The 23,316-nt window shown below is 58.8% G+C and carries 21 protein-coding genes; 9 read left to right on the forward strand and 12 right to left on the reverse strand.

From position 1 onward, the window contains the following. The first annotated feature begins 59 nt into the window (after window positions 1–59). Entirely contained in the window at window positions 60–524 is a 465-nt protein-coding gene (locus ALQ04_RS09885) for a glycine zipper 2TM domain-containing protein (protein ID WP_122315577.1), read from the forward strand. 61 nt (window positions 525–585) lie between these two features. On the opposite strand, the gene nhaA is transcribed toward ALQ04_RS09885, so the two are convergent. After that, window positions 586–1,758, reverse strand: coding sequence for a Na+/H+ antiporter NhaA (gene nhaA, locus ALQ04_RS09890; protein WP_122315578.1), 1,173 nt, complete (start codon window positions 1,756–1,758; stop codon window positions 586–588). Between the two features lie 244 nt (window positions 1,759–2,002). Here nhaA and ALQ04_RS09895 point away from each other — a divergent pair, with 244 nt between their 5' ends. Beyond that, window positions 2,003–3,097 carry a PLP-dependent cysteine synthase family protein gene (locus ALQ04_RS09895; protein WP_122315579.1) on the forward strand — a complete coding sequence of 365 codons (1,095 nt, stop codon included), beginning with the start codon at window positions 2,003–2,005 and terminating at the stop codon, window positions 3,095–3,097. A gap of 68 nt (window positions 3,098–3,165) precedes the next feature. Here the strand turns inward: ALQ04_RS09895 and ALQ04_RS09900 are convergent, their stop codons facing one another. From ALQ04_RS09900 to ALQ04_RS09930, 7 genes are all read right to left on the reverse strand, one after another. Continuing rightward, window positions 3,166–4,782: an NAD(P)/FAD-dependent oxidoreductase gene (locus ALQ04_RS09900; protein ID WP_122315580.1), complete on the reverse strand. Its 1,617-nt coding sequence runs from the start codon at window positions 4,780–4,782 to the stop codon at window positions 3,166–3,168. 109 nt (window positions 4,783–4,891) lie between these two features. Then, complete coding sequence (locus ALQ04_RS09905; RefSeq protein WP_122315581.1) at window positions 4,892–5,584, reverse strand: COG3650 family protein; 693 nt, start codon at window positions 5,582–5,584, stop codon at window positions 4,892–4,894. Window positions 5,585–5,742: 158 nt separating this feature from the next. After that, window positions 5,743–6,444, reverse strand: a complete 702-nt coding sequence (locus ALQ04_RS09910; protein ID WP_122315582.1) for an ABC transporter ATP-binding protein — start codon at window positions 6,442–6,444, stop codon at window positions 5,743–5,745. Next, entirely contained in the window at window positions 6,445–7,212 is a 768-nt protein-coding gene (gene livG, locus ALQ04_RS09915) for a high-affinity branched-chain amino acid ABC transporter ATP-binding protein LivG (protein WP_122315583.1), read from the reverse strand. Further along, window positions 7,209–8,465 carry a high-affinity branched-chain amino acid ABC transporter permease LivM gene (locus tag ALQ04_RS09920; protein ID WP_122315584.1) on the reverse strand — a complete coding sequence of 419 codons (1,257 nt, stop codon included), beginning with the start codon at window positions 8,463–8,465 and terminating at the stop codon, window positions 7,209–7,211. Before ALQ04_RS09920 ends, livG begins: the two co-directional genes overlap by 4 nt. Further along, the gene (livH, locus tag ALQ04_RS09925) at window positions 8,462–9,391 is read right to left on the reverse strand and encodes a high-affinity branched-chain amino acid ABC transporter permease LivH (protein ID WP_122315585.1); all 930 of its coding nucleotides are present in this window, start codon (window positions 9,389–9,391) and stop codon (window positions 8,462–8,464) included. Before livH ends, ALQ04_RS09920 begins: the two co-directional genes overlap by 4 nt. A gap of 265 nt (window positions 9,392–9,656) precedes the next feature. Then, on the reverse strand, window positions 9,657–10,784 hold the full coding sequence (locus ALQ04_RS09930; RefSeq protein WP_122315586.1) for a branched-chain amino acid ABC transporter substrate-binding protein: 1,128 nt from the start codon (window positions 10,782–10,784) through the stop codon (window positions 9,657–9,659). Between the two features lie 331 nt (window positions 10,785–11,115). On the opposite strand from ALQ04_RS09930, the gene ALQ04_RS09940 reads away from it, so the two are divergent. Then, the gene (locus ALQ04_RS09940; protein WP_122315587.1) at window positions 11,116–11,421 is read left to right on the forward strand and encodes a DUF2288 domain-containing protein; all 306 of its coding nucleotides are present in this window, start codon (window positions 11,116–11,118) and stop codon (window positions 11,419–11,421) included. Window positions 11,422–11,525: 104 nt separating this feature from the next. Here the strand turns inward: ALQ04_RS09940 and ALQ04_RS09945 are convergent, their stop codons facing one another. Next, window positions 11,526–13,838 (reverse strand): bifunctional diguanylate cyclase/phosphodiesterase, encoded by a 2,313-nt coding sequence (locus ALQ04_RS09945; RefSeq protein ID WP_183142147.1) that lies wholly within the window; start codon window positions 13,836–13,838, stop codon window positions 11,526–11,528. A gap of 390 nt (window positions 13,839–14,228) precedes the next feature. Between ALQ04_RS09945 and ALQ04_RS09950 the strand changes: the two genes are divergently transcribed. Further along, entirely contained in the window at window positions 14,229–15,614 is a 1,386-nt protein-coding gene (locus ALQ04_RS09950) for an MFS transporter (RefSeq protein ID WP_122315589.1), read from the forward strand. A 27-nt stretch (window positions 15,615–15,641) separates the two neighbouring features. Here the strand turns inward: ALQ04_RS09950 and rapA are convergent, their stop codons facing one another. Continuing rightward, window positions 15,642–18,488, reverse strand: a complete 2,847-nt coding sequence (gene rapA / locus ALQ04_RS09955) for an RNA polymerase-associated protein RapA (RefSeq protein WP_122315590.1) — start codon at window positions 18,486–18,488, stop codon at window positions 15,642–15,644. 216 nt (window positions 18,489–18,704) lie between these two features. Here rapA and ALQ04_RS09960 point away from each other — a divergent pair, with 216 nt between their 5' ends. The 3 genes from ALQ04_RS09960 (at window position 18,705) to ccoM (ending at window position 19,539) form a co-directional block, all read left to right on the forward strand. Beyond that, a complete protein-coding gene (locus ALQ04_RS09960) occupies window positions 18,705–19,040 on the forward strand; it encodes an aspartate-semialdehyde dehydrogenase (RefSeq protein ID WP_122315591.1) in 336 nt (111 codons plus the stop codon). An 83-nt stretch (window positions 19,041–19,123) separates the two neighbouring features. Beyond that, window positions 19,124–19,285 (forward strand): hypothetical protein, encoded by a 162-nt coding sequence (locus tag ALQ04_RS26925; protein ID WP_183142148.1) that lies wholly within the window; start codon window positions 19,124–19,126, stop codon window positions 19,283–19,285. A 143-nt stretch (window positions 19,286–19,428) separates the two neighbouring features. After that, complete coding sequence (ccoM, locus tag ALQ04_RS27485; RefSeq protein ID WP_025261439.1) at window positions 19,429–19,539, forward strand: cytochrome c oxidase subunit CcoM; 111 nt, start codon at window positions 19,429–19,431, stop codon at window positions 19,537–19,539. A 182-nt stretch (window positions 19,540–19,721) separates the two neighbouring features. Here ccoM and ALQ04_RS09965 read toward each other — a convergent pair whose 3' ends face one another. Beyond that, window positions 19,722–20,192 (reverse strand): MaoC family dehydratase, encoded by a 471-nt coding sequence (locus ALQ04_RS09965; protein WP_122315592.1) that lies wholly within the window; start codon window positions 20,190–20,192, stop codon window positions 19,722–19,724. Window positions 20,193–20,227: 35 nt separating this feature from the next. Further along, the gene (locus tag ALQ04_RS09970) at window positions 20,228–21,172 is read right to left on the reverse strand and encodes an alpha/beta hydrolase (RefSeq protein WP_122315593.1); all 945 of its coding nucleotides are present in this window, start codon (window positions 21,170–21,172) and stop codon (window positions 20,228–20,230) included. Between ALQ04_RS09970 and ALQ04_RS09975 the strand changes: the two genes are divergently transcribed. Both ALQ04_RS09975 and fadD1 read left to right on the forward strand, forming a co-directional pair. Further along, on the forward strand, window positions 21,171–21,587 hold the full coding sequence (locus ALQ04_RS09975; protein WP_122315594.1) for a hypothetical protein: 417 nt from the start codon (window positions 21,171–21,173) through the stop codon (window positions 21,585–21,587). The genes ALQ04_RS09970 and ALQ04_RS09975 overlap by 2 nt on opposite strands. Then, window positions 21,584–23,275 carry a long-chain-fatty-acid--CoA ligase FadD1 gene (fadD1, locus tag ALQ04_RS09980; RefSeq protein WP_122315595.1) on the forward strand — a complete coding sequence of 564 codons (1,692 nt, stop codon included), beginning with the start codon at window positions 21,584–21,586 and terminating at the stop codon, window positions 23,273–23,275. Before ALQ04_RS09975 ends, fadD1 begins: the two co-directional genes overlap by 4 nt. Window positions 23,276–23,316: the final 41 nt, after the last annotated feature.

A 23,316-nucleotide genomic window follows, 5' to 3' on the forward strand; every position in this document is an offset into this window, starting at 1 on the left:
TCGTGACAGCGCGGAGAACGCGGAGTCTAATGGCCACTTGTTCCTTGGGAGATACCTTTATGCGCAAGTCTGCTTTTCTGGTTGCCTCGTTCACAGCGATGGTGCTGACACTGGGCGGCTGTACCTCGAATCTCACTGGTGATTCATACTCCCGTGACGAAGCCAGGACTGTACAGACCGTTCGCCTGGGTACTGTCGAATCTCTGCGACCTGTAAAAATCGAAGGCACCAAAACGCCAATCGGCGCAGGTGCCGGTGCAGTTGTTGGTGGCGTCGGCGGTAGCGCCATCGGTGGCGGACGCGGCAGCGTTGTTGCTGCGGTCATCGGTGCGGTTGCCGGTGGTTTGCTCGGCTCCATGACCGAAGAAGGCCTTACCCGCACTCAGGGTGTCGAAATCACCGTACGTGAAGATGACGGCAGCATGCGTGCCTATGTGCAGCAAGTTCAGGAAAACGAAGTTTTCCGGGTGGGCGAGCGTGTACGTATCATGACTGTCAACGGCACGAGCCGTGTAACGCACTGATCCGCTCTGGAGCAGTGACAGAAAACCCGAGCCTGGCTCGGGTTTTCTCGTTTAGGGCGAGCTACTTCTGTTGCTTCCTGCTGCACATCAGCATGAGCGCGTAGCCGATCAGCGCGGAAAGTATCGAGCCGGTCAGAATCCCCATGCGATCCATACCCGCGTAATCGCTTGTGCCGGCCTCGAAGGCCAGTGAGCCGACGAACAGGCTCATGGTGAAGCCGATGCCGCACAAGGTCGATATGCCCAGTACCTGGCCCCAGTTCGCTTCGTGCGGCAGTTTCGCCATACCGGTTTTTATGGCCAGCCAGGTCAATCCGAATATCCCCAGCGTCTTGCCCGCCAGCAGGCCCGCCGCGATGCCCATGGGCACCGGATGGGTGAAGCTCTCCAGAGTGACGCCAGCCAGTGAGACGCCGGCATTGGCAAAGGCGAAGAGAGGCAGGATGCCGTAGGCGACCCATGGATGCAGGGCATGCTCCAGGCTCAGCAGCGGTGAGTGCTCCCTGGCTTTGCCGCGTAGCGGTATGCAGAAGGCCAGTACCACGCCCGCCAGCGTCGCATGCACGCCGCTTTTGAGCACGCATACCCAGAGCACCAGGCCGACCAGCAGGTAAGGCGCCAGCTTTGCCACGCCCAGCCGGTTCATGACGATCAGCGCCAGAATGGCAGCCGCGGCCAGGATCAGTGCCAGGTTCGACAGTTCGCCCGAATAGAACAGGGCAATGACAATGATCGCGCCCAGGTCGTCGATGATGGCGAGTGTCATCAGGAACAGCTTGAGCGACACCGGTACGCGCTTGCCGAGCAGCGCGAGTACGCCGAGGGCAAAGGCGATATCGGTGGCCATGGGAATGGCCCAGCCGCCCAGTGCGGCAGGATTGTCCTTGTTGAGGGCGTAATAGATGAGCGCCGGAACTACCATGCCGCCAATGGCCGCTGCGCCGGGCAGTACGATTTGCGAAGGTCTGGACAGATGGCCTTCTAGTATCTCGCGCTTGACCTCCAGGCCGATGATCAGAAAGAACAGCGCCATCAGGCCGTCGTTGATCCACAGCAACAGCGGCTTGGCGATCTCCAGCGCGCCAATCCGGGCAGCTACCGGAACGTTGAGAAAGTCGTTGTACAGCCAGGACAACGGCGAGTTGTTGATGATCAGGGCCAGGGCGGCGGCCGCTATGAGCAGCAGGCCGCCGGCTGCCTCAAGTTGAAAGAAGCGTATGATCGTATTTCGCATCGACGTGATTATTCTCCATATTCAAGACAAGCCCGCTACCCCTCCATTAACTGGAGTAGGTAAAAGAAAAGTTATGTTTGTATTTTAAAGGGGAGGGGGTGTTTGCAGTCTGAAAATTATAACAATTATGTAACTTATTAAATCCCAACTGTGCCTGTTCTGGTTGTAGGTTATTTCCTAGAATCTTACTCTCAGTGTCTTTATGTAACTTCCGAATATTTTGGAATCGAAGAGCAGTCAAGCAATGATCGATAACCGTCCCTGGTCCCGTGAAGCCATTCGCATCATCGAAGCAGACTTCCAGCGTAGCGCCGATACCCACTTGATCCCGCTGCCTCTGCCCGGTTTGCCCGGCGTGGAGCTGTATTTCAAGGATGAGTCCAGCCATCCCACCGGCAGCCTCAAGCACCGGCTGGCACGCTCGCTGTTTCTGTATGCGCTGTGCAATGGCTGGCTCAAGGCCGGTGCTCCGGTGATCGAGGCTTCCAGCGGTTCCACGGCCATTTCCGAAGCTTACTTCGCCCGCCTGCTGGGCCTGCCATTTGTGGCGGTGATGCCGGCAACGACCTCTCAGGCCAAGATCGAACAGATTGCGTTTTATGGTGGCAAGAGCCATCTGGTTCAGGACCCGACGCAGATCTATGCCGAGTCCGAAAGACTGGCGCGTGAAACCGGTGGACACTTCATGGACCAGTTCACCTATGCCGAACGGGCCACCGACTGGCGCGCCAATAACAACATCGCCGAGTCGATCTTTCAGCAACTTCGCTTTGAAAGACATCCGGAACCGAGCTGGCTGATTTCCAGTCCTGGTACTGGCGGAACCACGGCAACTCTGGGGCGTTATGTTCGTTATCGGCAGCACCCTACGCGAGTGTTGTGTGCGGATGCCGAGCGGTCGGTGTTCTTCGATTATTACTGCAGCGGCGATGCCAGCCTGCGCCTGGAGTGCGGCTCACGCATCGAAGGTATTGGCAGGCCGCGGGTCGAGGCTTCGTTTCTGCCCAAGGTAATCGATGCCATGGTCAAGGTGCCGGATGCGCTGTCGCTGGCGGCCATGCATTACCTCGCGCAACGTCTGGGGCGCAAGGTCGGTGGTTCCAGCGGAACCAACCTGATCGGCTCATTGATGGCAGCGAGGCAGATGGTCGAGGCGGGCGAGCAGGGCTCGATTGTGGCGATTCTCTGCGATGGCGGCGAACGCTATGCCAGCACCTATTACGATGACGCCTGGCTCAAGGCACAGGGCTATGAACTGGCCGACTTGATTGAAGCCGTTGCGGCCTGCGCCGAGCAAGGTAAACCCCTGCCTGGTGGTGTGTTGCGCGAAGGAATATAACCGCGTGGGAGCGAATTCATTCGCGAACGACTCTTCGCGATAAATCCGCTCCTGCACCATGGGCGTGCCTACACGGCTGAATCAATCCCCAGCATGCTGCGCGCCAGCGCTTCGGCGATACGGATACCGTCCACGCCTGCCGACAGAATGCCTCCGGCATAACCGGCGCCTTCGCCTGCCGGGAACAGGCCCTTGACGTTCAGGCTCTGCATGTCTGCGCCGCGGGTGATGCGCAGCGGCGCAGAGGTGCGGGTTTCGATACCGGTCAGGATCGCGTCATGCTGGGCAAAGCCCTTGATCTGCTTGTCGAAGGCCGGCAAGGCTTCACGAATGGCTTCGATGGCATAGGCGGGCAGGGCGTCGGCCAGGTCCATCAGTTTGACGCCCGGCTTGTAGGACGGCTCGACGCTGCCCAGTTCGGTAGAAGCCTTGCCCGCAATGAAGTCACCCACCAGTTGCGCCGGGGCTTCGTAATTGCTGCCGCCCATCACGTAAGCATGAGACTCCAGGCGCTCCTGCAGCTCGATGCCGGCCAGCGGACTGCCTGGATAATCTTCCGGAGTGATGCCGACCACGATGCCCGAGTTGGCATTGCGCTCGTTACGCGAATACTGGCTCATGCCGTTGGTGACCACCCGGTTCGGCTCGGAAGTCGCGGCGACTACCGTTCCGCCAGGGCACATGCAGAAACTGTAGACCGAACGACCGTTGCTGGCGTGGTGCACCAGCTTGTAGTCGGCTGCGCCCAGTTTCGGGTGGCCGGCGTATTTGCCCAGGCGGGCGCGGTCGATCAGTGATTGCGGATGCTCGATACGGAAACCCACCGAGAACGGCTTGGCTTCCATGTACACGCCACGGCTGTGCAACATGCGGAATGTGTCGCGGGCGCTGTGGCCCAGGGCCAGGATCACGTGCCGTGATTCGATACGTTCGCCGCCGTCCAGCTCGACACCCTGCAACTGGCCGTCTTCGATCAGCAGGTCGGTGACCCGCTGTTGAAAGCGTACTTCACCGCCCAGCGCTTCGATCTGCTGGCGCATGTTTTCCACTACGCCGGTCAGGCGGAAAGTACCGATGTGCGGCTTGCTGACGTAAAGGATTTCTGCCGGCGCGCCGGCCTTGACGAACTCGTGCAGGACTTTGCGACCATGGAATTTGGGGTCCTTGATCTGGCTGTAGAGCTTGCCGTCGGAAAAGGTCCCGGCACCGCCCTCGCCAAACTGGACATTGGATTCCGGGTTGAGAATTTTCTTGCGCCACAGGCCCCAGGTGTCCTTGGTGCGCTGGCGTACTTCCTTGCCGCGTTCGAGAATGATCGGCTTGAAACCCATCTGCGCCAGCAGCAGCCCGGCGAAAATCCCGCAGGGGCCAAAGCCCACGACCACCGGGCGTTCGCGCAGATCTTCAGGGGCATGGCCGACGACCTTGTAGCTGACATCCGGCGCCGGGCCGACATGGCGGTCGTTGGCCAGCTTGCGCAGCAGGGCCTGTTCGTCGCGGACCTGAAAGTCGATGGTGTAGATGAAGAACAGCTCGGTGGACTTCTTGCGCGCATCGTAGCTGCGCTTGAACAGGGTGAAGTCCAGCAGTTCGCTGCTGTCGATCCCCAGGTGCTGCAACAGGGCAGGACGCAGGTCTTCTTCCGGGTGATCGATCGGCAGCTTGAGTTCGGTGATTCGTAACATTAAGGGGTCCAGTTTTCGGGCCGCAGGTTCAGCCCGACAGCACTACAAGAACCGGCGATTATAAGCGCTGAACCCCTGTTACGGCGAGTCGGTCAAGACCGATGTCGCATCAATCGTTACGCGAACCGCCGTAATAGCCGCAGCCGCGCTGGCTCTGGCCATTGACGCGCAGCTCTGCGGTCAGGTGCTGCACCGAGCCATTGACGCTGTCGACACAGCGCTGCGGCGCTACCCAGAGTTCGATGCGTTGATTGTTGGCTTCGGTACTGACGCTGAAGCTGCCATCGGGCAGTTGCTCTTCAAGGTAGGGAACGGCCAGAGGTTCCTGACCTTCGCGCTCCAGCACCATGCCCTTGCCGCTGACATTGACGTTCCAGGCGGGCTTGTTGCCGTTGGCGTGCAGGGTCAGGCGTTTGAAGTTGAGGTCTTCGCAGGACTGGTCGGGACGTTCGACACGGTAGAACTGATACAGGTCCAGTTGACCGTCACTGTTGGCGGCCTTGCTGGCAGCGAAGTTGCCGCGCAGGTCGGCAAACACCTTGCCCTGGCTGTCAGCCAGCGAGGCAGCTTCCTGAAGGATCCCGGTATTGCCGCGATCCTTGACCGCATAGCGACGCTGTTCATGGCAGGGCTTGAACATCAATTGTCCGCCTTCACCGGTCAGTTCGCCCTGCATGCGGATCATGCCGACAGTAGATACCTTGGGCGCGTCCTGTGAACTGCCCAGTGGCAGACCAAGCATCTGGCACCCGGCGAACAGCGGCAAGAAAGCGAATACAAGGGTGGAACGAACAGCGGACATGGGGCGGCCTCCAGATAAGTGCCGCCACGTTACTACAAGGGGGATATCGCTGATAGATACCGTCTGCTCGCGACGACGGTGTTCCTTATGGCATCGGCAGGAGTGAATTCATTCGCGAACAAGCTTCGCGGATGAATCCGCTCCCACACGGTGAAAGATCAGCCGCCCAGGTAGGCATCCCGAACTTTCGGATCGACCAGCAACTCTTCCCCGGTGCCTTGCATCACCACACGGCCGTTTTCCAGAACGTAGGCGCGGTCGGCAATTTTCAGGGCCTGGTTGGCGTTCTGCTCGACCAGGAAGACGGTCACGCCATCACGACGCAGTTGTTCGACGATCTCGAAAATCTGCTGAATGATGATCGGCGCCAGTCCCAGCGATGGCTCGTCCAGCAACAGCAGCTTGGGCTTGCTCATCAGCGCACGGCCGATGGCGAGCATCTGCTGTTCGCCACCGGACATGGTGCCGCCGCGCTGGGTGAAGCGCTCCTTGAGGCGCGGGAACAGGTGCAGGACTTTATCCATCTGCTCCTGATAATCGCCCTTCTCGGTGAAGAAGCCGCCCATGGCCAGGTTTTCCTCGACCGTCAGGCGGGCGAACACGCGACGGCCTTCCGGCACTACCGCGATGCTCTTGCGCATGATTACCGAAGACTCCAGGCCTACCAGCTCCTCGCCCATGTAGCGGATGCTGCCGCTGTGGGCGCGGGGTGATCCGCACAGCGTCATCAACAGCGTGGACTTGCCCGCGCCGTTGGCCCCGATCAGGGTAACGATCTCGCCCTTGCGGACTTCGACGTTGATGCTGTGCAGCGCCTGGATCTTGCCGTAGAAGGTGGAAACGTTTTCAAACTGCAGCATTTACGCTTCCCCCAGGTAGGCTTTGATCACTTCAGGATTGTCGCGGATCTCTTGTGGTGTGCCATCGGCCAGAGGCGTGCCCTGGTTGATCACCACGATATGGTCGGAAATGCTCATGACCAGTTTCATGTCATGTTCGATCAGCAGGACCGTGGCGTTGTGCTCGTTACGCAGCACCCCGATCAGAGCCTTGAGGTCTTCGGTTTCCTTGGGGTTCAGGCCGGCTGCCGGCTCGTCGAGCATCAGGATGCGCGGACGGGTCATCATGCAGCGGGCGATTTCCAGGCGACGCTGCTGACCGTAGGCCAGAGTGCCTGCTGCCCGGTTGGCGAACTCCTTGAGATTGACCGCTTCCAGCCAGTGTTCGGCATAGTCCATGGCCTCGCGCTCGCTTCTGCGGAACGCCGGGGTCTTGAACAGGCCGGACAGGAAGTTGGTATTCAAGTGGCGATGCTGGGCGACCAGCAGGTTTTCCACGGCGGTCATTTCCTTGAACAGACGCACGTTCTGGAAGGTCCGGACCACGCCCTTGCGGGCGATCTGGTGACCGGCAAGGCCCTGGATCGGCTCGCCGTCGAGCAGGATGGTGCCCGCCGTCGGTTTGTAGAAACCGGTCAGGCAGTTGAAAACCGTGGTCTTGCCGGCGCCGTTGGGGCCGATCATCGACACGACCTGCTTTTCGTTGACGGTCAGGCCAACGCCGTTGACGGCCAGCAGGCCACCAAAGCGCATGCTCAGACCCGATGCTTGCAGTATTGGACGGCTCATTTACGCAGCTCCATGTGAGGGCGCTGCATAGGCAGGAAACCTTGAGGACGCCAGATCATCATCAGCACCATCATGGCGCCGAACATCAACATGCGGTATTCGCTGAACTCACGCATCAATTCGGGCAGCAGGATCATGACGATGGCCGCGAGAATCACGCCCAATTGCGACCCCATGCCGCCAAGCACGACAATCGCCAGAATGATCGCCGACTCGATGAAGGTGAAGGACTCCGGTGTCACCAGACCCTGGCGTGCGGCAAAGAAACTACCGGCGAAACCGGCGAACGCAGCACCGAGGGTGAAGGCCGACAACTTGATGACGGTCGGATTCAGGCCCAGTGCCCGGCAGGCGATTTCGTCTTCGCGCAGCGCTTCCCAGGCACGGCCGATCGGCATGCGCAGCAGGCGGTTGATGACGAACAGGGCGACCAGGGCCAGCAGCAGGGCGACCAGATACAGGAAGATCACCTTGTTAATCGAGTTGTACGGCAGGCCGAAGAACTCGTGGAAGGTCTGCATGCCTTCCGCTGCCTTGCGCTCGAAGGTCAGGCCGAACAGGGTTGGCTTCTCGATGTTGCTGATACCGTTCGGGCCGCCGGTGAACTCGGTCATGTTGCGCAGCAGCAGACGGATGATTTCACCGAAGCCCAGGGTCACGATGGCCAGATAGTCACCGCGCAATCGCAGTACCGGGAAGCCCAGCAGGAAGCCGAACAGTGCTGCCATGAGTCCGGCAATCGGCAGGCAGATCCAGAAACCCAGGCCGAAGTAGTGCGAGAGCATGGCATAGCTGTAGGCGCCGACGGCGTAGAAGCCGACGTAGCCCAGGTCCAGCAGACCGGCCAGACCGACCACGATGTTCAGGCCCAGGCCCAGCATCACGTAGATCAGGATCAGGGTTGCAATGTCCACCGCGCCACGAGAGCCGAAGAACGGCCAGACCAGAGCGAGCATCACCAGAGCCAGAATGAACCAGCGCTGGGTGCTCGGCAGGGTCAGGAAGTTACTGGCCTTGGCCGGTACGCCCGGCAGGCTTGGCGATGAGCGCCAGGCTGCGGATATCTGCTCATGGAACAGCACGCGCACGAACATCAGCGCGGCACAGCCCAGGATGATTGCCACAGTGGTGCTGCTGGCGCCGATGACCGACAGGTTGACCCCGACGATTTCCAGTTTCAGGCCCAGCACCGGATAGGCGACGGCCAGCACCAGCAAGGCGCTGAAAAACGCCGACTTGAGATTCTTGGTCATACTTTTTCAACCTCCGGACGGCCAAGCAGGCCGGTCGGCCGGAACAACAGCACCAATACGAGAAGGCTGAACGCCACGACATCCTTGTACTGATCGCCAAAGACGTCAGCACCAAAGGCTTCGGCTATGCCGAGCACCAGGCCACCGAGCATGGCGCCCGGAATACTGCCGATACCGCCAAGCACTGCAGCGGTAAAAGCCTTGATGCCGACCAGGAAGCCCGCGTTGGGGTTGATCACGCCGTATTGCATGCTCAGCAGCACGGCCGCGATGGCCGCCAGGGCTGCACCGATGACAAAGGTCAGGGCAATGATGTTGTTGGTGTTGATACCCAGCAGGTTGGCCATCTTGATGTCTTCGGCACAGGCGCGGCAGGCGCGACCCAGACGAGAACGCGAGATGAACCAGGTCAGGCCGAGCATCGCGACCACGGTCACGATGAAAATCAGCACCTGCATGTACGAGATCACGACTTCATGGGTGCTGGCAGAGCCGAACACAAAGTTGCCGGGAATCAGGTTGGGGATCGACTTGTCCTTGGAGTCCTGCGAAAGCAATACGGTGTTTTGCAGGAAAAGCGACATGCCGATGGCAGAAATGAGAGGGATCAGCCGGTTGCTGCCGCGCAATGGCCGGTAGGCCACACGTTCGATGGCATAGCCGTAGGCACTGGTCACCACGATACTCGCGGCAAAAGCCGCGGTAATCAGCAGTGGCAAGCTGCCCAGGCCCATCATCGTCAGACCTGCGATGGCGATGAACGCCACGTAGGAACCGATCATGTACACCTCGCCGTGGGCGAAGTTGATCATGCCGATGATGCCGTAGACCATGGTGTAACCGATGGCAATCAAGGCATAAGTGCTGCCAATGGTCATGCCATTAACCAGCTGTTGGAAAAAGTGATAGAGATCTATCTCGGGCATTACAGCGCGCTCCTAAAAACCTGCTCTGTGTTTCACTGGTGAAGTCTTTACCGGCTGCACGTCGTGCTCTGAGTCCACGTTTGTTACAGCTGGATCTGTTGCCGTTTCCGCACGGGTCGTGCGGAAACGGCAACAGACCCTCGTGAATCACGGGTATCGGTTTCAAGATATTCAGGGGACGTCAGGACCCTGTGGGGCCATGCGCCTCGCAAAACAAAGCCCACTGAGGTAGCAGTGGGCTCTGGTGTCGATCAAAGGCGCGTGTTTACTTCACAGGCGCTTCGGTCTTGGTGCCGTCTTTGTGCCAGGTGTAGACCACGAACTTGAAGTCTTTCAGGTCACCCTTGGCATCGAATGCCAGGTTGCCGGTCGGAGTCTTGAAGGTGTTGGCACGCAGGGCTGCAGCAACCTTGTCGGTGTCTTCGCTCTTGGCGATCTTGATTGCTTCGGCAATCACTTCAACCGCGGCATAGGACGGGAACACGAACGGGCCGCTCGGGTCTTCCTTCTTGGCCTTGAATGCATCAACCAGCGCCTTGTTGGCCGGGTCCTGGTCGAACGAAGCCGGCAAGGTGACCAGCAGGCCTTCGGATGCATCCTGGGCGATCTGCGAGATCGATGCGTTGCCCACGCCTTCAGGACCCATGAAGCCGGCTTTCAGGCCTTTTTCCTGTGCCTGACGCAGGATCAGACCCAGTTCCGGGTGGTAGCCGCCGTAGTAGACGAAGTCGACGTTGGCTTGCTTCATCTTGGCGATCAGCGAGGAGAAGTCCTTGTCGCCAGCATTGATACCTTCAAACAGGGCGACTTTCACGCCGTCTGTTTCCAGGGTCTGCTTGACGGCAGTGGCGATGCCTTCACCGTACTGCTGCTTGTCGTGGATGACGGCAACGACTTTCGGCTTGATCTGCTTGGCAATGTAGTTGCCAGCAGCCGGGCCCTGGGCGCTGTCCAGGCCGATGGTGCGGAACACCAGCTTGTAGCCACGGGAAGTGATATCCGGGCTGGTCGCTGCCGGAGTCATCATGATGATGCCTTCGTCTTCGTAAACGTCCGAAGCCGGTTGGGCGGAGCTGGAGCACAGGTGGCCGATGACGAACTTCACGCCGTCGTTGACGATCTTGTTGGCCACCGCAACCGCTTGTTTCGGGTCGCATGCGTCGTCGTATTCGACGGCTTCAAGCTTCTTGCCATCAACGCCGCCCTTGGCGTTGATCTGTTCAATGGCCATTTTCGCGCCGCTGAACTGCATGTCGCCGTACTGAGCGACTGCGCCGGTCTTGGGACCCGCGATGCCGATCTTGATGGTGTCGGCTGCGAACGAATGGCTGGCAACTCCCGCCATAACCAATGCGGCAAACAGCTTGGAAAGCTTCTTGGTACCCTTAGTCATGATGCTCCACTCTTGCGTTGTAGTTTTTATAATCCTGATGGCTGAAGCTGCAGGATCGGACTCGATAGCCGATCGCCTCCCCACTCCGCCAACTGTACCGGAACAGTTTAGAGTGCCGGTCGATGGCTTGAAAAGCTGGGTGCAGGGAAGGAAATCGGTGTATGTCGCTTAATCGAAAGAAAGTTATAGAATCCAACCGTTTGAGCCCATGATTTCGCCCCCCATATCATGGACTCACGATTAACTTCGTAACCAACGACTACGCGCATCCGGGCTTGCCTGCGGAAAAGCCGACGCTATCATTGCGCCGATTTTTCTTTTGGTGAAACCCATGACGCAAGAACCTAGCACCCTCTATGCCAAACTGCTTGGCGAAACCGCTTCGATTACCTGGAAAGAATTGCAACCATTCTTTGCCAAGGGTGCCCTGTTGTGGGTCGAGGAGCCTCTGGATCTGATCGAAGTTGCCCAAGCCGTGGCCGAAAATGACGCTGGCAGGGTTTCTGCCTGGCTGGCCAGCGGACAGGTCGGCAAGGTGTCTGAGTCAAGGGCAATGGAACTGGTGGAGACCGATCCGCTACTCTGGGCGGTAGTGGTTGCCCCTTGGGTGCTGATCCAGAACAAGGCGCAGGATTAATCCGCGCACCGAAATGGTGCCTTTGCCGATACGGTGACCATAGCCCTGCTGGGACCGGATTCATCCGGGAAGGCCTTTTCCCTGATATCTGGCCCTGAAGCGGTTTAATCCGACCAACGGGTCCTTTTGGTTCGGCTGTCGTTGCGAACCGACAGGTTTTCGCTGCCGGGCAGTTCGCTGAACAGGTCGAGTGAGCGGGGCGTATCGTTATCCCTGTCCCGTCTATCCAGCATGAGTGCTGTCGGCAACAGGCTGCTGGGCTCGCGCTGGTTCATCTGTTTGACCAGCGGCAGCAAGCGCTCCAGCGGTTGCGGCTTGCTGAACAGGTAACCTTGCACATAGTCGCAGCCGTATTGACTGAGAAATTCCAGTTGCGCCGGCGTTTCCACCCCTTCGGTAACGACTTTCAGGCGCAAGGTATGGGCCATGACGATGATCGCCTGGACAATTTCCATGTCCTGAGGCGATTTGGGGATGTCCATGATGAACGAGCGGTCGATCTTCAAGGTATCCAGTGGCAGGCGCTTGAGATAGGCCAGTGAAGAATAGCCGGTGCCGAAGTCGTCGATGGAAAGCGATACGCCCAGGCTGCGAATGTGCTTGAGCATCAAGATTGTGTTGCTGATGTTGCCCATTAGAGCGTTTTCGGTGACTTCCAGCTCCAGGCGGCCGGGAGAGACATTCGCCTCGCTCAATGCCTGTTCGACTTCCTCTGCCAGTTCATCCCTGGCCAGATTGAGTGCCGAACAGTTCACGGCAATGATCATCTTGTCGAAACCGTCCAGGCGCAGGGCGCCCAGGTCCTTGCAGGCCCGGCGCAACACCCAGTTGTCCAGCTCGGCGATCAGGCCATTGGCTTCGGCAATTCCGATGAAACGGTCGGGAATCAGCAGCCCATGCTGAGGATGGTGCCAGCGCACCAGCGCTTCGAGTTTGGCGACATGCCCGGTGCGCAGGTCGACGATGGGTTGGTAATAAACCTGCAGGCCGGTTTCTTCCCGCAGGGCATTGCGCAACTCTTCCTCAAGATGCAGTTCCAGGCTGGCTTTGGTTTTCAAGGCCGGGCTAAAGAAATTGACCCGGTTACGGCCATTGCCCTTGGACTGATAAAGCGCCAGATCCGCATGCTTGAGCAGTTCATCGCAGGTTGAACCGTCGCGTGGAAAGACCGCAATCCCGATACTGGTGGTCATCACCATCCTGCGGCCAGACAGTGCGATGGTTTCCTTCATCTTCTGCATGACCCGATAAGCCAGATGCCGGGCCTCTTCGTAGTCGGGAATGCTGAGCAGGATGCAGAATTCGTCGCCGCCGAAACGCGCGACCACATCCTGGATTCGGGTCGCGCTGCGGATACGCTCGGCAATCACCTTGAGCAGTTCATCGCCGGCGTCATGACCCAGGCTATCGTTGATTCGCTTGAAATGGTCGATGTCCAGGAACATTACCGCCAGCATGCCGTTGTTGACGCTGTGCTCCATCAGCTTTTCCGCGAAGATCTGGTTGAAACCGCGGCGGTTGATCAGATTGGTCAGCGGGTCGTAGTGCGCCACTTGCTGCAAGGACACCCGGGCCTGATCAAGCTGGCTGAGCAGGGCGTTGACCCGCTGCAGGTCATGCTCCTTGCTTTGCAGCTTCTTGTCGGCCATCGCCGCGCTGATGCTGCCAGCGATGATCAGCAAGGTGATGATTGCGATTGTCAGGCCCAGTTGCTGGCTGTTTTCGGTGTTGGGGATCTGCAATTGCGTATCGGTGGGCAGCAGCAGTTGCAGCGCCTCCATCCCCATCAAATGCATGGTCAGCAGGCCCGCTCCAAGCAGCAGGCTGACACCGTACCTGAACATCTGATGGAACATTCCGCTGTGCTGGCGCAGATGCCTGGACAGGGTCAGCAACGCCACGCTCGCCAGGATGGCGACCAGAATCGACAGCGCGAACATGCCCGGCTTGTAATACTGGATGGCATCGGAGCGCATGGCGGCCATGCCGACGTAATGCATGATGCTGATCGCCAGCCCCATGATCAGCGACGTGATCAGGCAGCGCTTCAGACTCAGGGTCGCCATGCTCATTGCCCTGATGGCAATCAGGGCAGCAGCCAGCACGATCAACAGGGAAGAAACGGTGATCGGCAGGTCGTAGCTGATTTTCAGCGGCGCCTGGAAAGCCAGCATGCTGATGAAGTGCATCGCCCAGATGCCGCCCGCCAGGCACAGCGCAGCCAGAGCCTTCCACACTCGACGGCTCTTGGTTGCCTCCACCTGAATGACCCGATCGGTGATATCCAGCGTGGCAAAACAGGCTGCGCAGGCCACTCCATAAGCCAGCGCTACCAGAAACAGGTTATGACTGCAGTTGATCAGTAATTGCCCATTTGCCGGGAAACCGACAAACATATTCAAACCGAGCCATTCCATAGCGAGCCCTATAGTTCACTGCCAGGGTCACCAAGGCTAGGCTCTGTAGCAAATGCATCTGCGCAATCGGTGATGCTGCGTTGAAAACAGGCTCGGAATGCTCATTTACAGTTCGTAAAGTCGAACACGACTCCGACCGTTCCTGGCCTGTTTTCGCCTTGCCTCACCTTCGCTCGAAACATTTCGTACAGAGCCCATCAAGCCTGGCGAATAGGGATGAGTATAGAAGCTGAATAAAACCTGCCAGTGTCAACACTCAAAAAAATGGAATCGCCTCAATAACCAATCGTTATAAAAAGCTCATTCCTTCATTTGTGTCCGTTTACGAATGTTTACAGTGGGTTTGGCGGAGGGGCTCTAGAGTAAGCAGAAAAAAGGGATGGATGCCTCATGAATAACTCCCCGACCGACAACGCCATTCAGGCTTCCAATGCCTGGCGCGTGCTGTTTCTGCTGTTTCTGGCCAATCTGTTCAATTTCTTCGACCGAACGATTCCGGCGATCATTACCGAGCCCATCCGCAAGGAATGGCATTTGAGCGATTTCCAGCTCGGCTTGCTGGGCACCGCCTTTACCCTGGTCTATGCGATTGCCGGTCTGCCTCTGGGGCGCATGGCCGATAACGGTTCACGCAAGAAGCTGATGGGCTGGGGGCTGGTGGTCTGGAGCGGGCTGACGGCGGTCAACGGCATGGTGACCAGCTTCTGGACATTTCTGCTGGTGCGTATGGGCGTCGGCATCGGTGAAGCCAGCTATGCGCCTGCGGCCAACTCATTGATCGGTGACCTGTTTCCGGCCAATCGGCGCTCACGCGCCATTGGCATTTTCATGCTGGGTCTGCCTCTGGGACTGTTGCTGGCGTTCTTTACCATCGGTGCGATGGTCCAGGCGTTCGATAGCTGGCGTGCGCCGTTCTTTATCGCCGCCGTTCCCGGCCTGTTGCTGGCCGTGTTCATTTTTCTGATTCGTGAGCCCAAGCGTGGCGCTGCCGAAAGCGTGCGCATGTCCGAAGAAAAGATCGAGAAGCCGATTCGCCGGGTGCTGTCGATCCCGACCTTCCGCTGGCTGGTGCTGGCCGGGCTGACCTTCAACTTCGCGACCTATGCCTGCAACGCCTTTATGGTGCCGATGCTGCAGCGCTATTTTCTGCTGCCCTTGCAGGAAGCGGCTGTGGCGACCGGAATCATTGTCGGCGTTACCGGCTTGATCGGCCTGACCCTGGGTGGCCTGATCGCTGACAAACTGCATCAGCGTTCACCTAACGGTCGCCTGTGGTTTGCGGCGTTCAGCATGCTGGTCGCCGCGTTGGCTACCGGCTATGCCTTGCATGCAGGGAGAATCGAGATCGGGGTGTTCGTCGCGGTCTTCAGCATTGGCTGGCTGTTCTCCTACAACTTCTATACCTGCGTCTACACCGCCATTCAGGACGTGGTGGAGCCGCGTCTGCGGGCGACGGCCATGGCATTGTTCTTTGCCGGGCTATATCTGTTGGGTGGCGGGCTTGGCCCGGTGGTGGTCGGCTTGTTGTCCGATCATTTCGCCCATGCGGCGATGACGGCAGCGGGAGCGCTGCAGATGGATGAAAGCTTCAAGGCCATCGGTTTGCACGATGCCATGTACCTGATTCCGGTGGCGCTGGGTATGACGCTGGTGTTTCTGTTCCAGGCATCGCGCTGCTTCAGCAAGGATGCCAGGCGGATGATGGAGAGGATGGCGGGAACTGCTGAGCGCGCATCGAGTGCAGCCTTCGCGGATGAATCCGCTCCTGCGCGGTAGGCAGGAGCGAGTTCATCCGCGAACAGGTCAGCCAGCCACCAGAACCCGGATCGCTTCCAGGCGCAGTGCAGCCTTTTCAAGCATGGCCAGGCCTTGCTCGCGCTGGCTGCGCAGGGCGACCAGTTCGCTGTCGCGCACGGTCGGGTTGACCGCTTGCAGTGCGGTCAGGCGTGCGAGTTCTTCCTCGGTATCGGCTGCCAGGCGACGTTGTGCCTCGGCCACGCGCTCGGCGTGTTTCGGGGCGATCTTTTCTTCACCGGCATTGATCTTCGGCGTCAGCACATCGCGCTGCGCCTGGATGAACTTGTTGGCGCTGGCGCGTGGCACGCTTTCCAGTTGGTCGTTCAGGGTATTGAACGAGACCCGGCTGGACAGATCGTTGCCATTGGCATCCAGCAGGCAACGCAATGCCGCAGGCGGCAGGTAGCGGCCCAGTTGCAGCGAGCGCGGCGCAACCACTTCACTGACGTAGATCAGTTCCAGCAGCACGGTGCCCGGCTTGAGTGCCTTGTTCTTGATCAGCGCCACCGAGGTGTTGCCCATCGAGCCCGACAGCACCAGATCCATGCCGCCCTGAACCATCGGGTGTTCCCAGGTGATGAACTGCATGTCTTCGCGAGACAGCGCCTGGTTGCGGTCGTAAGTGATGGTCACGCCTTCGTCGTCGCCCAGCGGGAAGCTGGCGTCGAGCATTTTTTCGCTCGGCTTGAGGATCAGGGCGTTTTCCGAATGGTCTTCGCTGTCGATGCCGAAAGCGTCGAACAGGGTTTCCATGTAGATCGGCAGCGAGAACTGGTCATCCTGCTCCAGAATCGCTTCCACCAGCGCTTCGCCTTCGCCTGCGCCGCCGGAGTTGAGTTCCAGCAGGCGGTCGCGGCCGGTGTGCAGCTCGCTTTCCAGGCGCTCGCGCTCGGTGCGGGCTTCGTCGATCAGGCTCTGCCATTCATCGTCGTCACCACTTTCCAGCAGCGGCAGCAGGCGCGGGCCGAACTGGTGCTGCAGGGCGTTGCCGGTCGGGCAGGTATTGAGGAAGGCATTGAGCGCCTCGTGATACCACTGGAACAGGCGCGCCTGCGGGCTGGTTTCCAGGAACGGCACATGCAGCTCGATAGTGTGCTTCTGGCCGATCCGGTCCAGACGACCGATCCGCTGTTCCAGCAGATCCGGGTGCGACGGCAGATCGAACAGCACCAGATGGTGCGAGAACTGGAAGTTGCGGCCTTCACTGCCGATTTCCGAACAGATCAGCACCTGTGCACCGAACTCTTCATCGGCAAAATAGGCCGCGGCGCGGTCGCGCTCCAGAATGTTCATGCCTTCGTGGAAGACGGTGGCCGGGATGCCGGAACGTACGCGCAGGGCGTCTTCCAGGTCCATGGCGGTTTCGGCATGGGCGCAGATGACCAGCACCTTGACGCGCTTGAGCATCTTCAGTGTGTCTATCAGCCAGTCGACCCGTGGGTCGAAACGCCACCAGCGTTCTTCCTCGGTGATTTCCGGTTGCGCCTGGAAGCTGACTTCCGGGTACAGGTCGGCATGTTCACCCAGCGGCAATTCCAGGTATTCGGCCGGGCAGGGCAGCGGATACTGGTGCAACTGACGCTCAGGAAACCCCTGGACGGCAGCGCGGGTATTACGGAACAGGACACGGCCGGTGCCATGACGGTCCAGCAGTTCGCGGATCAGGCGCGCCTTGGCTTCTTCATCGCCAGCGTTTACTGCGCTCAGCAGGGTTTCGCCTTCGGCACCGAGGAAACCATGAATGGTCTTGTGCGCGTCGGCTGACAGCTTGCCCTTGTCCAGCAGTTGCTGCACGGCTTCGGCGACCGGGCGATAGTTCTCGCTTTCGGCGCGGAAGGCTTGCAGGTCGTGGAAACGATTCGGGTCCAGCAGGCGCAGACGGGCGAAGTGGCTGTCCTGGCCCAGTTGTTCCGGGGTCGCAGTCAGCAGCAGTACGCCGGGAATGACTTCGGCCAGTTGTTCGACCAGCGAGTATTCGGCACTGGCCTTTTCCTCATGCCAGACCAGATGGTGAGCCTCGTCGACTACCATCAGGTCCCAGCCAGCGGCGAACAGCGCGTCCTGGGCCTTTTCATCCTCGACCAGCCATTCCAGGGCGACCAGCGCCAACTGGGTGTCCTCGAAGGGGTTGCCGGCATCGCTCTCGATGAAACGCTCGGCGTCGAACAGCGCAACCTGCAGGTTGAAGCGGCGGCGCATTTCCACCAGCCACTGGTGCTGAAGGTTTTCCGGAACCAGGATCAGTACACGGTTGGCACGGCCGGAAAGCAACTGGCGATGGATCACCAGACCGGCTTCGATGGTTTTCCCCAGGCCCACTTCGTCAGCCAGCAAGACCCGCGGTGCGATGCGGTCTGCGACTTCACGGGCAATGTGCAACTGGTGCGCGATAGGCTGGGCACGTACGCCACCCAGGCCCCACAGCGACGACTGCAACTGGCGGCTGGTGTGCTCAAGGGTGTTGTAACGCAGCGAGAACCACGCCAGCGGGTCGATTTGCCCGGCGAACAGGCGGTCGGTGGCCAGACGGAACTGGATGAAGTTCGACAGCTGGGTTTCCGGCAGGGTAACTGCTTCGTTCTGCGCGTTGAGACCGTGATAGACCAGCAGCCCGTCGACGTCGTCGACTTCGCGCACGGTCATCTTCCAGTTCTCGAAGTGCGTGATCACATCGCCCGGCGAAAAGCGTACCCGGGTCAATGGGGCATTACGCAGTGCGTACTGGCGTGTGTCGCCAGTGGCCGGATAGAGCACGGTCAATAAGCGGCCATCCTGTGCCAGAACGGTGCCTAAACCCAGCTCGGCTTCGCTGTCGCTAATCCAGCGTTGCCCCGGTTGATACTGCTGCGCCATGCTGCCTGACTCCCGCTTTTGAAAAGGCGACTATGTTAACGGAACACGCCCTGAAGCCAAAGGCGGTAGTGAAAAAACACCTGTTATTGGCCGTAATCATGACAAATGCGCCGCTGACGGCACTTATTGCCTGAAACATAGTCGAAAAGTTTTGCAAAAAGGCGTTCAAGTCGACGGAGCGGCAGCCGACAGCCCGATAACAGGAGATGAAAAATCATGCTGCAACCGACGCTTCCACTGAGTGTGGTACCCGTGACGTCGCAACTCGACCCGGCCAGGCGTATGCCAGACATACCGCCGGTCGCGCCTGTGCAACCGGGCTCCAGCGAAACGACTATCGATCTTCGCAACGAAGATAACGAGAGAAGTGCCCTGCTGTTGCGTGAAGACCAGCAGCGCCAGCAACAACGCCAGCATCATGAAGAAGAGGGTGAGCACATCGAGCACCTTGCCGTGCCGGGGACTTCCCTGAATGCCGACAACACCGTGCCGGTCGTGCCGCTGATCGACAACGAGCCGCGCCAGGGGTTGTGGGTCGACGTCGAGGTTTGAAACTGATCCCGTTCCTCGCTGGTCATCGCCGCTGCGATTGAGCATTATTGACCCGGATACCGAGTGGCCGAGAGCAGTGAGTCATGAGCGAAGATGAAAAGCTGATCGATCTGAGCGCCGAGCGCGCCAGGCGCGTTCACGACCTGAACGACAAACGCCTCAATGAGGTGCGCAATGCCTTTGAACAGGCAATGCCACTGGGTGGCAAGAAGAAAAAGCCCGCCAAGAAACCGAAGAAACGCTGATACCCCAAAAAAATAGTTGACCCGGATCAGTTGTCGATGCGCTCGTTCGCCGAGCGTATGGACAACTGATCTGGGTCAATTTTTTTCTGTGCCGTTGTGGTTAATCTAGCTCCATTGAACAGAGCGAAGCAGGAGGCGAGGTTATGTTTCTGGACAATGTTGTGGTCGCAGGTGTCGTCACCGTTGGCCTGATGCTCGTCTTCTTCGCAGGCTTCGGACTATTTATCTGGAAGGACTCGCAAAAGCGAAAGTGAGGCTCAGGCCTTCCATAACAAGAGCACGCAAGGCATTTTGGGCGACTTCGGTCGCCCATTTTTTTTGCCTGGCTGGAATACCTCAGTCGCGGCCAAGCCCCTTCCCGCAAGCTAAATACAATCTGTGAGAGGGGGCTTGCCCGCACTTCAATTCAAGCGACAAATCAATGGAGCGAACGGCATCAGCCGAAGGTGATTTCCGGCAACACCGTCAGGTCAACGGTCTGTTGCTTGCGAGGTGCCAGGATTTCCGCTTCGCCATCGACTACCAGTTCATCGTTCTGGTTGAACACGCGGGTCGCGATGCGCACGCGGAATTTCGGCATTTTTTCCAGGATTTCCAGGCGTACGGTCAGGGTGTCGCCCAGTTTCACCGGCTTCTGGAAGCTCATCTGCTGACCGATATAGATAGTGCCCGGCCCAGGCAGCTCGCAGGCCACGGCAGCACTGATCAACGCGCCGCTGAACATGCCATGGGCGATACGCTCCTTGAACATGGTCTTGGCAGCATATTCGGCGTCCAGGTGAACCGGGTTGTGGTCGCCCGACATCGCGGCGAACAACTGGATGTCACGCTCTTCAACGGTTTTGCTGTAACTGGCTGTCTGGCCGACTTCAAGAGCTTCGTAAGGCGTGTTGGTGACCTGGGTCATGTGGCTGTCCTGAAATGAATGTAGTAACCGGGGAATCATTCGGCCCGGTGTGGACGTGGTTGTTCGAGAGCGTGCAGCAGCCAGTCGATCAAGTCACGGGTAACGTCATCGCGATTGGTCTCGTTAAGCAGTTCATGCCGCGCCTGAGGGTAGATTTCAAGCTGTAATACTTGATGACCTGCTTTTCCCAGTGCATGAGCAAGATCTTTCAGACGCTTCCCATTGCTCACCGGATCACATTCTCCACCAATAATCAGCAGGGGCAGGCCCGGATCGATCTGTTTCAGGTTGGCAGGCTTGCTGATTTTCTGCAGTCCGCCAAGCAGGTCGAACCATAACTGATTGGTGCAGCGGAAACCGCAGAGAGGATCGAAAAGGTACTTGTCGACTTCTTGTGGATCGCGGCTGAGCCAGTCGAATCGTGTGCGTGCCGGCTTGAACGCCTTGTTGAACGAGCCGAACGACAACCATTCGATCAGGGCGCTGCGACCGCGTGGCCCCTGGCGCAAACGCTCCAGGCGGGCGATCTGTCGGGCGCTGCGATAGAGCGAAACCGGCTGGAAGTTCGAGCCACTGAGAATCGCCCCTTGCAGGCTGGCGCCATGGTGCATCAGATAGGCTTGGGCAATGTAGCTGCCCATGCTGTGGCCCAGCAGGAACAGCGGCAGGTCAGGGTGTTTCTGGCCAATTGCGTGGCTCAGAGTGGCCAGATCGCCGACCACCTTGCTCCAGCCGTCTTCATCGGCGAAGTGCCCGGGTTCACCTTGCGAAGCCGTCAGCCCGTGCCCGCGCTGGTCGTGGGCATACAGCGCGATGCCGGCAGCGTTCAGTGCAATGCCCAGCCTTTCATAGCGACCGCTGTGCTCAGCCATGCCGTGCGCCAGCATCACCACCGCCCTTGGTGTCTGGGCGGGCAGCCAGGCATTGACGTAAAGGCGATGGTGATCACTGGCGTCAAGCCAGAAGGCTTCATGGTTCATGGCAATTTCCCGCGACTGGATCAAGGCCCGACAGATGTATTTCAATCAGTGTATAGCTGATGGCCAACGGCTGGCTGCAGAGCGGCAAAAAACAGTGAGGCCTGCTGTTTCAGGACCTGGAGAAGGGCGCTTGCGGGAGTTGAAGAGTGCGTCTGGCCCAGTGTTTTCGGCCGGATATGCGATAAATAGAATTATTGCTCTAAAAATGACCCTTCGTTATTCAAGAGTCATTTATGTGACCGGTCAGGGCTTTTTTGCCTCTAGGCGGCCTCTGGCAAAGCTGCTACTCTCGGCCCGCTTTCTGCCCTGTCATGAGGCGGAAACAAGCGGGAACTGCATAATTCCAAAACACAAGAAAATCATCGCGTACAGCGATGTGAAGAATTCGCTATCGCTACGGAGCTGGCTTGCATGATCGAGAACTTCTGGAAGGATAAATACCCGTCGGGTATCGCTACCGACATCGATCCTGATGAGTACCCAAACGTCCAGGCGGTATTGAAGCAGTCTTGCCAGCGCTTTGCCAATAAACCGGCTTTCAGCAATCTGGGCAAGACCCTTACCTATGGCGAGCTGTATGAGCTTTCCGGCGCTTTCGCAGCCTGGATTCAACAGCATACCGACCTGCAGCCGGGCGATCGCATCGCGGTCCAGTTGCCCAACCTGCTGCAATATCCGATCGTTGTCTTCGGTGCCATGCGCGCCGGCCTGATCGTGGTCAACACCAACCCGCTGTACACCGTGCGGGAAATGGAACACCAGTTCAACGACTCCGGCGCCAAGGCGCTGGTTTGCCTGGCGAACATGGCGCACCTGGCCGAGAAGGTGGTGCCCAAGACCCAGGTCAAGCATGTCATCGTCACCGAAGTGGCGGACCTGCTGCCGCCGCTCAAGCGCTTGCTGATCAACAGCGTCATCAAGTACGTGAAAAAGATGGTGCCGGCCTATCACCTGCCCAACGCCGTTCGTTTCAATGACGTCCTGAGCAAGGGCCGTGGCCAGCCGGTCAAGGAAGCTTCGCCGGACAGCAACGATGTCGTGGTGCTGCAATATACCGGCGGCACAACTGGCGTGGCCAAGGGCGCGATGCTGACCCACCGCAACCTGATCGCCAACATGCTGCAATGCAAGGCCTTGATGGGCTCCAACCTGTATGAAGGTTGCGAGATTCTCATCACGCCGCTGCCGCTGTATCACATCTACGCCTTCACCTTTCACTGCATGTCGATGCTGCTGATCGGCAACCACAACGTCCTGATCACCAACCCGCGCGATCTGCCGGCGATGGTCAAGGAAATGTCGAAGTGGAAGTTCAGCGGTTTCGTGGGCCTCAATACCCTGTTCGTTGCGCTGTGCAATAACCAGGAATTCCGCAACCTGGACTTCTCCGGCCTGAAGGTCACCCTGTCCGGTGGCATGGCCTTGCAGCAGGCGGTTGCCGAGCGCTGGAAGGAAGTTACCCATTGCTCTATCTGCGAAGGTTACGGCATGACCGAAACCAGCCCGGTAGCGACGGTCAACCCGATCAGCAATATTCAGATGGGCACCATTGGCATTCCCGTGCCTTCGACCCTGTGCAAGGTTATTGACGACGCGGGCAACGAGTTGCCATTGGGTGAAGTGGGCGAGCTGTGCGTCAAGGGCCCTCAGGTCATGAAGGGTTACTGGCAGCGTCAGGAAGCCACCGACGAAATCCTCGATGCCGAAGGCTGGCTCAAGACTGGCGACATCGCCATCATCCAGCCCGATGGCTACATGCGTATCGTCGACCGCAAGAAGGACATGATTCTGATCTCCGGTTTCAACGTCTATCCCAACGAGCTGGAAGACGTGCTGGTGACCTTGCCGGGTGTTCTGCAATGCGCAGCCATCGGCGTGCCGAACGAGAAGTCCGGAGAAGAGATCAAGGTTTTCGTGGTCGCCAAACCGGGCGTCACCTTGACCAAGGAGCAGGTCATGGAGCACATGCGCGCCAACCTGACCGGCTACAAGGTGCCGCGCAGCGTGGAGTTCCGCGATGTCCTGCCTACGACCAACGTCGGCAAGATCCTGCGCCGTGAACTGCGTGACGAAGAACTGAAGAAGCTCGGCATCAAGAAGTAAGCCTGACCTGCTTTTCGCGAATGAACGGGCTCCCACCCGGT

The organism is Pseudomonas cichorii, assembly GCF_003700275.1.
Lineage (GTDB): Bacteria > Pseudomonadota > Gammaproteobacteria > Pseudomonadales > Pseudomonadaceae > Aquipseudomonas > Aquipseudomonas cichorii_B.